Consider the following 4,307-nt stretch of genomic DNA (forward strand, 5'->3'; position numbering starts at 1 on the left):
TATTGAAATGATGGAAATCATCAGAATAATCCCGGAAAATACCGGGATCTTTAGAAATCAAAGCCTGGTGGCTGAGAAAACTCCCGTTCTCGCCATCGGCTGATGAAAATAAATCAGCGGACCCTAACTTAATGAATCGAAATGATGTAAAGATATGTAAACCGACAGTTGTAGGCTACTACATAGGTATTAGGCAATTGTGTAAGTTGAGCGGTCAGAAAATAAGTTTAGACACGCTCTACAATAATAGGGTTCAAAATATATAAATTGTCTCAAAATTCGAAGATTCATCAGTAAATGGGACAAGTTCTTTTGCTAAAAGGAAAAAGGCATTAGCCTATGTTTTCAGTACTGGAACTTGCTGTTAAGAGTGTGTCTAATCAATTATGGTCTGTTTTTATTAGCCTATAAACAGTATCACGTAGATATTCTCTCATTAACACACAAAATGTAAATACCGTCCATTGAACTGTTCATCATTAAGCGGATTCTAATGATCATGGGGTCATTATGTCTTAGGGAATCGGAATCTACTTCTGTCCTATGAGTATGCCAGAGTACCCGACACAGTTTATTGACGTGATGAGGCTGGGCTGTCTTTAATCTAATTGACAGCTGAGTGGTTCGCACACATTAGAATGGTTCAGAATATTTAGGTGGTGCCAAGTGAAGAATATGTTGATATCGTGAAGACACAACTCCATGATGTTCCTGTAGAAAATATATTGGCTGAACCTGTTGTCCGTCATACGGCTCCAAGCAAAGCTTCCGCTTGCAGGGCATAAGACGCAAATATGCTGATGCGAACCCTGTAGTGCTGCCTTCAGAAGCACTGGTTGTCAATCATCAGGATAGGGCGAGTCATCAGTTCAGCCATTGATTTACTTCATCCCGCAATACCATCGTTCATACGGCCGAAGATAGACAGGAGTACAAGCCACAAACAAGCGATACGTTAACTAGCTATATAACCTCGTCTAATACACCTGAAAAGTAGGGGGAATACCCCCGAAGAGAGCCTCAAGAGTTTTAAAACTTTTGGGGCTCGTTCTTTTTTAGCTTCCCCAATCCCAGAATCGTTAGAAACATTGTCAATTGATAAGTTACCCACGCATTTTGTTCCTTTTTTCTTTATTTTTACCTATTAACCATAAAAACACAAATAACTCTTTCAAGTTTTTATAAAATTTTACTAACTTTGAATCGTCAAGATATTGAAGCCAGTTATTAAAATGCATCGTCATTACAGTTAGCTTCAGTTCCTCTTGTCCGACAGCTTACTTCCTTTTAGGGAGAAGCCGCTAAAAATGGAATCGTTAGTCCATACAGATATAGAAATCTTGTGGTCAAACATAGCTTTTCTGAGTTATAATCAATCAGAAATATTGCTTGGATATTTCGTGTTTATGAGGTTTATATTATGATTTTAACCACGGGGCATATCCTCTATAAAATACATTGTTCGAACTTTGTTATAATGATATTCGAAACTTGAGTATAATATATTAGTTGAAGTAGTAAAACTAATTTTATTGAAGTGCTTAAGTTAGAGAACATGGGAGATTTTTAAATTCTATTAGTATGAATGCTATAATAACGTTAAATGAATATTTGAAAAAAGGAAAAACCTTTGTTATACCAAATTACCAAAGAGGATATATATGGGGAAAGCAGAAAAGAGGAGAGGATAAAGATTCTGTCACATATTTTTTGGAAGATTCCATAATTCCTGGACTTAAACAGAATACGGAAATATTTATTCAAGGTGTTACTGTGTGCGAAAAAGCGAATGAGATAATTCTCATTGATGGACAACAGCGAACAACATTCTTTTATCTACTACTAAAATATCTTGGCTTCACGGAACCTTTTACAATAAAATATGATATTAGGAAAGTATCAAATCAGTTTTTGTCTAGTGGTACGTTGTTAAATAATTATTCGCAAAACACAAAAGAGAAATTTCAAGATATCTATTTTTTTAAGAAAACTTTACGGATTATAAATAAGGAGTTATTTAATTTCAATAAGCCTAAAAATGAGATTTTGGATTATCTTCTAAGTCATATTAAGTTTTTATATATTGATATTCCTGAAGATAAAGCAACAAAAGTATTCTCTATGATGAACGGCAACAAGGCTGAGATGAAAGCAGAGGAGCTTATTAAAGCCGAAATGCTACGTTTGGCTTCTTCAAACCGCCCTGATTTTACCCGGAAATCGACTAAGGAGCAGAATGCAATCGAATGGGATGATAATATGCTTCGGAGCCGTTATGCTCGCGCATGGGACAGATGGCTGCAATGGTGGAATAGAGCAGATGTGAAGAAACTCTATAAATGTTCTAATGTAATGGGACTCTTGATTTCAACGTATTTGCGTACAAAGAAACAAGAGAATTTATCATTTTTTGGTTTTAGAAAAGAATTTTTGAGTAAGCAAGAGCCTGTCGAAGCGAAGCAGGCTTTTGATGGACTTCGGAGGTTGCAAAAACGTTTTGAGGATGCTTTTAATCATCCCATCCTTTATAATAAAGTTGGGGCCATATTGAGAATAGGAGACCGTGATGCATTTATCCAATGGTATTTTGCAGGTAGAAAACCGGCAGACGAAGAATTAGACAAATATTACAATCTATCCTTCATTGGCTTGACTCATAATGAAGTGACAGATTATATCAATAATAAGAATTTAGAAACCTTCAATGAAAAATTTGATAATACATATGAAATATTGGAGAGGGACAATCTATATATTGAAAAACCAGAGGAAGCTTTCCGCTTGCTTTTTAGATTAAATATTGATGAAGATAATAAACAAGAAGATGGCAAAGGAAGGAAGTTTGATTTATCAATCTGGGACGGAGAACGTTCATTGGAGCATATTTACCCTAAGTCTAAGGTATGGCATGAAGAACAACAGTCTAATGGTACTGTGGATATCGTCACTGGTGACGGTAAAAGGTGGGAAAAAGCAACAACGTTTGATAAAAGCTATATTAAGAGAAATAGTTGTATTTACAATGATAAGCACGCAAGTGAGCATTCAATAGGAAATCTCGTTTTATTGTATGGGAGAGATAATTCTGCCTTTGGTAATAAAAGTTTTGAAGAAAAGAAACAAACTTTTTTTGAACCATCAGAAAAGGAAATTTTTGAGAGTCGTCATCTTTTACATACGATATATAAATTTGCGAAGTCGACATGGACTGGTAAGGAGATAGCAGAAAACAAATGGGAGACATTAAAAGAATTTAAAGAAAAATATGGCAAATAAAATAAATTTTGTAACAGGTGAAACGTATACTCTTTCTGAACTATTTTCAGGTGAGAGAAGGATCATAATCCCTGATTTACAACGTGATTATTGTTGGGGAGATGAGGATAATACGAAAAGTACGGGTGTAACAGGTGAACTTGTTTCTGACTTTGTAACAAATCTTATTGAGCAGTACAATCAGAAATCTGATACAAGAACATTAAATCTAGGCTTGTTATACGGCTATGAGGTTCCTGCAAACCACATCCAACTTTGCGATGGTCAGCAACGTTTGACAACGCTATACCTTTTACTTGGCATGATAAATAAAGTCATTGGCACATATCGTTCGTACCTTATCTCTGATTTTGAATATAATAACGATGATAAAGAACCGTATTTGAATTATTCTATACGTGAGACTTCTCTGTATTTTTTAAGTGATTTGGTTTGCAAGTTCTTTTTAGATAGACGAAAGAAGGTGGAAACTATAAAGTCGGCTGATTGGTATTTTTCAGATTATGACTTAGATCCAAGTATACAAAGTATGCTCAATGCTCTTTATAAAATAGAGATTTTATTAGATGGAAAAGATGAAGAATGGATGTCGCATTTTGGAGATTGGCTACTTAACAAGCTAACGTTTCTGTATGTTGATATGGAGAACAGGAAAAATGGAGAAGAGACTTTTGTCGTTATCAATACAACAGGAGAATCACTTTCTGCGACACAAAATCTCAAACCATTAGTAATAAATGAGAAAAACAATCAATTTAACAATACGTCATTCCACACACTCATAAATAGGAATAATGTTAATATTGCAGAATGCTGGGAATGTATTGAAACTTGGTTTTGGAGCCGACGTCGAGGCGATAATGATACTGCCGATGCAGGCTTTGCAGAGTTTTTTCGATGGATTTCTATAATACTCCCCAATTTTAGTACAGGTGCTAAAGTTAAAGAATATTGTTTATCTTTGCACTAAGTAAGAAAGGAACAGAAATGGGAAGAAGAAGTAAGTTTGAACCAAGTTTTAAGGCAAAGGT

3 protein-coding genes are annotated in these 4,307 nt (G+C 35.1%); all 3 read left to right on the forward strand.

Features of this window, described 5'->3' with window-relative positions; genetic code table 11:
- Positions 1-659 precede the first annotated feature (659 nt).
- A complete protein-coding gene (locus NG821_RS12635; protein ID WP_262921894.1) occupies positions 660-785 on the forward strand; it encodes a hypothetical protein in 126 nt (41 codons plus the stop codon).
- 796 nt (positions 786-1,581) lie between these two features.
- Positions 1,582-3,276 (forward strand): DUF262 domain-containing protein, encoded by a 1,695-nt coding sequence (locus NG821_RS12320; RefSeq protein ID WP_252761957.1) that lies wholly within the window; start codon positions 1,582-1,584, stop codon positions 3,274-3,276.
- Entirely contained in the window at positions 3,266-4,246 is a 981-nt protein-coding gene (locus tag NG821_RS12325; RefSeq protein WP_252761958.1) for a DUF262 domain-containing protein, read from the forward strand. Before NG821_RS12320 ends, NG821_RS12325 begins: the two co-directional genes overlap by 11 nt.
- Positions 4,247-4,307: the final 61 nt, after the last annotated feature.

The sequence above is a fragment of the Segatella cerevisiae genome (assembly GCF_024054555.1).
GTDB lineage: Bacteria > Bacteroidota > Bacteroidia > Bacteroidales > Bacteroidaceae > Prevotella > Prevotella cerevisiae.